We start from the raw sequence: 5,061 nt of genomic DNA, 5'->3' as shown, positions 1-5,061 counted from the left end.
ATTCCTCAATGCCGTTCAGGTTTATCCATATAGCGAAGGCGCGCTGTTCCGGCTGTTCGCAGCTCCTGGACGCGTCAGCGATATCGCGTTGCAGCCCGGCGAGACGCTGACCTCGGTCGCCGCCGGCGACACCGTGCGCTGGACCGTGGGTGACACGACGAGCGGGAGCGGCGCGGGGCGCCGCACGCATATTTTGATCAAGCCATTCGCGCCCGGGCTGTCGACCAATCTCGTTATAACCACCGACAGGCGCGTCTATCATGTCCAGCTGACCAGCACGGTGTCGACGGCGATGACCTCGATCCGCTGGACCTATCCGCTGGACGAAATGCAGGCCTTGGCACGCCAGCGCGCGGAAGCGGAGGCGGCAAGACCGGTGTCGACCGGCATCGCCGTCGAGCAGCTGCGGTTCCACTACCGGATCAGCGGCGACACGCCCGCCTGGCGACCGCTCCGGGCGTTCGACGATGGACGCCAGACCTGGATCGAGTTTCCCGCTGATCTCGGGACGGGCGAAGCGCCGCCGCTTTTCGTCCTTGGCGACAAGGGCGAGGCCGAACTCGTCAACTACCGTGTCGCTGGACGCTATTATGTGGTCGATCGCCTGTTCGCAGCCGCCGAGCTTCGGCTGGGGGCGAAGGAGCAGAAGATCGTCCGTATCACCCACCTCGGCAAGAAGCCGGCAGGCCGGAGGGCAGGCGCATGACCGAGGTCGCACCGCCCGCCACGGGCGCTCCGCCGAAGATCGACCCGGAAAAGCTGGTGCTGCGCGCCAGTCCCGCCCGCGCAACTCGCTTTCGGCGCGGCGCGATCGTGGCGATCGCCGGTGCGGGAGCTACTATCATTGCGGGCGCAGCCTGGCTCGCGCTGAAGCCTGTCGGTATTGGGCCGGTCGGCTTCGATGACAACCGCGGCGCAGTTGCGGCGAAGCCGCCATCGGACGCTCTTGCTGGCGCGCCCTTGAGTTACGGCGATGTTCCGCTGCTCGGCCCGAAACTGCCGGGAGATCTGGGGAGACCCATTCTCGAGAAGCAGCGCGAGACGGGGATGGCAGGACCCGATGATTCTCAGGCAGATGCGGCGGCTCGCGCTGCGCAAGACGCCGAAACCGAGCGCCAGCGCCTCGTGGCCGAGGTCCGTGCAGCGCGCCAGTCGGGCGTCATGCTTCAAACAGCGAATGCGGCGTCCGCTGCGCCCGAGTCTGCGGAAGCGAAAAGCATTCCGGCGGCAGTTAAGGGCGAAATGACCGGCGGCGCCGACGCGGGCGGCCAGCAGCGCAAGAATGGTCTCGTGGGACGACCCGGCGAGAGCGATCAGGTGAATCCGCATCTGCTCACCGCGCCGGCGTCACCTTGGACCCTTCATGCCGGGAGCGTCATTGCCGCAAGCCTCATCACGGGCCTGAATTCGGACCTGCCCGGCATCGTGACCGCACAGGTAACCCAGAATGCCTATGACAGCGTGACCGGGAACACGCTCCTCATTCCGCAAGGGGCAAGGATTATCGGGAGCTATGACAGCGTCGTGGCATTCGGGCAGAGCCGCGCCCTCGTCGTCTGGCAGCGGATCATTCTGCCCGACGGCTCCTCGATCCGGATCAACAACGTCCCGGCGAGCGACACCGAAGGCTATGCCGGGCTTGCCGACCGGATCGATCGCCATACGTGGCAGTTGCTCAAGGGGGTCGTACTTTCGACCCTGCTCGGCGTCGGCACGGAGCTTGGATGGGGCAGTAGCGAGAGCGACCTTGTGCGGGCCATCCGCGAATCTGCCCAGCAGAATGGCGCCCGCGCCGGCGATCAGCTGGTCGTTCGCAACCTCGACGTGCAGCCGTCGCTCAAGGTTCGGCCTGGCTGGCCGCTCCGGATCGTGGTCCATCAGGACCTGATACTCAAACCGTGGGGAGGGGGCGGTGCCTGACCTCAAACTGGCAAAACTCCCCGACAGGAGACCGGTGAAACTTGTGATTCAGGTCTTGCCGGATCTGGACGCGGCGCTGGCGGACTATGCCGCCGCTTATGAGGCGGCATATGGCACAAAGGAGAGCGTCACCGACCTCATCCCCTCCATGCTTGAGAGTTTCCTCGAGAGCGACCGAAGCTTCATGCGTAACCGGCGGAGATAGCGATGATAATCGAGGCAATGCTTGTCGATAAACCGGACCGGATTCTTCGTCTGCCAGACGTGATCGTCCGCTCCGGTCTCTCGCGCTCGACGATCTACAGGAAGATGGCAGACGGCACCTTTCCAACGCAAATTCGAATTAGTTCGCACAGTTCGGGATGGCGCGAAACCGAGGTGGATCGATGGTTTGCCGACCCGGTCAATTATCGAGCTCTCGACTGAGTCTGCGGCGGCGACGCCGCGATGCGAGAGGATCGCTATGCGCTCAAGAGGACTGCATGACCTGCTATTCTCGACGGCGAGGCCGTTCAGCATCTCCTGCTGCGGCATTGTTGTTGCGGCGCCGACGCGTCCATTCTTCGCTGAGAGCGCATGTCTTGAACTCGTCACCGCCGGCACCGCGCAATCTTGTGTTTTGAGCTGGCCCGTCCGCGGAGCGCGATCCGCGGCGCGGACCCCTATTTACTGGAGGAAGTATCGATATGGGCCTGCTGTCAAAGTTTCGTGACTGGTTCATGATGGAGGGGCAGTCGGTGCCGCTCTACCAGCCGTCAACGTGGCAGCCAATTGCTACGGCGCCCGACGACCAGCATATTCTGCTGGGTTGGAGCGAGGGCGATGAGGAGTTCGATTATCTGATCGCTGCCGGACAATTGCACGCAGGGGAATGGATCGATGGTCCGGGGCCCCAGCCCGACTGGTGGATGAGCGAACCCGACTTCCGATACCGCAAGCCGATCGCAAGTGCCCCGAATAACGAGACGCTCGTTCTGCTCTGGGAGCGCGATAACGAGTATGATTTCGATGTCGGTGAACTGAGCGACGGCATTTGGCAGGATGGGCCCGAGCAGCCGACGAGTTGGGTGTCGACGGGAACTCCCCCACGACTTCGGTCCGGCTGAACCCGCCTCGGACCAGTAGAAACACAATAGCGCAGAATCGGGGCAAGGGCTGAAATTCGCCTGACGCCGTGGGTCGGCATTTCTTGGTTTCAGCGCGACGACATCGGCAGCGATTTGGAGCGCCGACTCCACAAAGCGACGTCTTTTTCAGACGAGTTTAAACGGCTCGTCGCATGCCAGAATCATTTGGTCGAAAACACCGAAATCATCCCAAAAAGTCCCACTACAGCCCATGAAATTGACGGTCGAAGTTGCGGTAGATCGCACTTTTTGGGGCCTGTACCTGTTATATTTCAAATAGTTGCAAGTGCCTGTTGGGTCCTGCTGCCCCTGCCAGGCCGCGAAAAAGAGGCCACGTCCTCGCCTGCGTCCCCTTTCTTCGGGCACGCGGGCTTGCAAGTCCGGGACGGCCCGGCAGCCTTTGAAGGAGGCTGTCATGGCCTGGATATATCTGACGATTGCCGGAATTTTCGAAATTATATGGGCTTATTCGATGAAGCAGTCCGATGGCTTCACGCGTCCCGGCGCGACCGTCATCACGATTGTTGCGATGTTTATAAGCTTCGCCTTGCTGTCGCTGTCGATGAAGTCGCTGCCGCTCGGCACCGCTTACACGATCTGGACCGGGATCGGTGCGGTCGGGGCGTTCCTTGTCGGCATCTTCATCCTCGGCGAACAGGCGAATGCAATGCGCATCGGTGCGGCGATCCTGATCGTCAGCGGCCTGTTGCTGATGAAGCTGTCCTCGCCCGCCTGAGCCGGGTCGGGACGCGGCGCCCACCGCCCTATATCATAGCAAAATGTGACAGATGCCGGGTCGAGGGCGGACGATCCCGCGCGTGATCCGGGCGAGCTCGCCTTCGTCGACGCGCCCCGCATCGGCGAGTTCGACCCGGAAGCGGCCGTGAAGCGTGTGGACGGTGCGGACATTGGCATCGCCGCCGAGCGCGCCGACAATTTCCGCGGGGAGCCCCGAGGCGTCGGTGCCGCCCGCCACCACCGGCTTGAGCGTCGCCGCCGCCGCGGCGCCGCTCCACGCCAGCGCGCCGCGGATTTCCTCGGCGACGAGGTCGGCGATCGGCCCGAGCACGACCTGCGCGGCCTTCTCCGACGGGCGAATGATACCGCGTGCGCCGAGCGCGGTGAGTGCGTCGTCGTCGATGGCTTGCTGGTCGGCGACGATCAGGCGCAGACGGGTGGTACAGGCATCGACGCTGACCAGATTGGCCGCGCCGCCGAGCGCCGCGACAAAAGCCTCGCCGCGTGCGCTGCCCGCCGATGCTGCGGCGGTTTCGGCGACCACGCCCTTTTCGCGTCCTGGCGTCGCGAGGTCGAAGCGGCGGATGAAGAAACGGAACAGGCCGTAATAGAGCGCGGCATAAACGGCGCCGATGGGCAGCAGCATCCACGGCCGCGTCGCGAGGCTGAAGTTCAGCACATAGTCGAACAGCCCTGCCGAAAAGCCGAAGCCGAGCTTGACGTCGAGCGCATTCATCAGCGCCATCGCGGCGCCCGTCAGCAGCGCGTGGATCGCATAGAGCAGCGGCGCGACGAACATGAAGGTGAACTCGATCGGCTCGGTGACGCCGGTCAGAAAGCTGGTGAAGGCGAGGCTGAAGAGCATGCCGCCGACCGCCTTGCGCCGCTCGGGCCGCGCCTCGTGATACATGGCGAGGCACGCTGCGGGCAGGCCGAACATCATCACCGGGAAGAAACCCGACATGAACGCGCCCGCATTGGGATCGCCCGCGAAGAAGCGCCGCAGGTCGCCCGTCGCGCCACCGAAATCGCCGACGAGGAACCAGGCGGCGTTGTTGATGATGTGGTGGAGCCCGGTGACGATCAGCAGCCGGTTGAGCGCGCCATAGACGAAGAGACCGGCGCTGCCGCTTTCGACCACGGTGCGGCTCGCGCTATCGATCGCGCCGCTGATATGCGCATAGCCATAGCCGATGACGGCGGCGAGCAGCAGCCCCGCGACCCCGCTGGCGATCGGGACAAAACGCCGGCCGCCGAAGAAGGCGAGATATTCGGG

General features: G+C 64.0%; 7 protein-coding genes. 6 read left to right on the top strand and 1 reads right to left on the bottom strand.

The genetic code is table 11. From position 1 onward, the window contains the following. The 6 genes from trbG to VJ811_RS11255 all read left to right on the top strand — a co-directional run. A partial coding sequence (trbG, locus tag VJ811_RS11280) for a P-type conjugative transfer protein TrbG (protein WP_324072368.1) occupies positions 1–706 on the top strand: 706 nt, incomplete at its 5' end. Beyond that, positions 703–1,920 (top strand): TrbI/VirB10 family protein, encoded by a 1,218-nt coding sequence (locus VJ811_RS11275; protein WP_324072367.1) that lies wholly within the window; start codon positions 703–705, stop codon positions 1,918–1,920. The genes trbG and VJ811_RS11275, both read left to right, overlap by 4 nt. Beyond that, positions 1,913–2,125 (top strand): DUF2274 domain-containing protein, encoded by a 213-nt coding sequence (locus VJ811_RS11270; RefSeq protein WP_324072366.1) that lies wholly within the window; start codon positions 1,913–1,915, stop codon positions 2,123–2,125. The genes VJ811_RS11275 and VJ811_RS11270 overlap by 8 nt, the downstream gene beginning before the upstream one ends. 2 nt (positions 2,126–2,127) lie before the next feature. After that, on the top strand, positions 2,128–2,346 hold the full coding sequence (locus VJ811_RS11265; RefSeq protein ID WP_324072365.1) for a helix-turn-helix transcriptional regulator: 219 nt from the start codon (positions 2,128–2,130) through the stop codon (positions 2,344–2,346). 260 nt (positions 2,347–2,606) lie between these two features. Further along, entirely contained in the window at positions 2,607–3,026 is a 420-nt protein-coding gene (locus VJ811_RS11260) for a hypothetical protein (RefSeq protein ID WP_324072364.1), read from the top strand. A 436-nt stretch (positions 3,027–3,462) separates the two neighbouring features. Next, positions 3,463–3,783 (top strand): multidrug efflux SMR transporter, encoded by a 321-nt coding sequence (locus VJ811_RS11255; RefSeq protein WP_324072363.1) that lies wholly within the window; start codon positions 3,463–3,465, stop codon positions 3,781–3,783. A 33-nt stretch (positions 3,784–3,816) separates the two neighbouring features. Here the strand turns inward: VJ811_RS11255 and VJ811_RS11250 are convergent. Further along, the coding region (locus VJ811_RS11250; RefSeq protein WP_324072362.1) for a PTS transporter subunit EIIC at positions 3,817–5,061 on the bottom strand (1,245 nt) is incomplete at its 5' end.

This window comes from Sphingopyxis sp., assembly GCF_035250425.1.
Taxonomy (GTDB): Bacteria; Pseudomonadota; Alphaproteobacteria; order Sphingomonadales; family Sphingomonadaceae; genus Sphingopyxis.
Note: the sequence above shows the minus strand (reverse complement) of the source record. Positions and strands in the feature narration are given on the sequence as shown.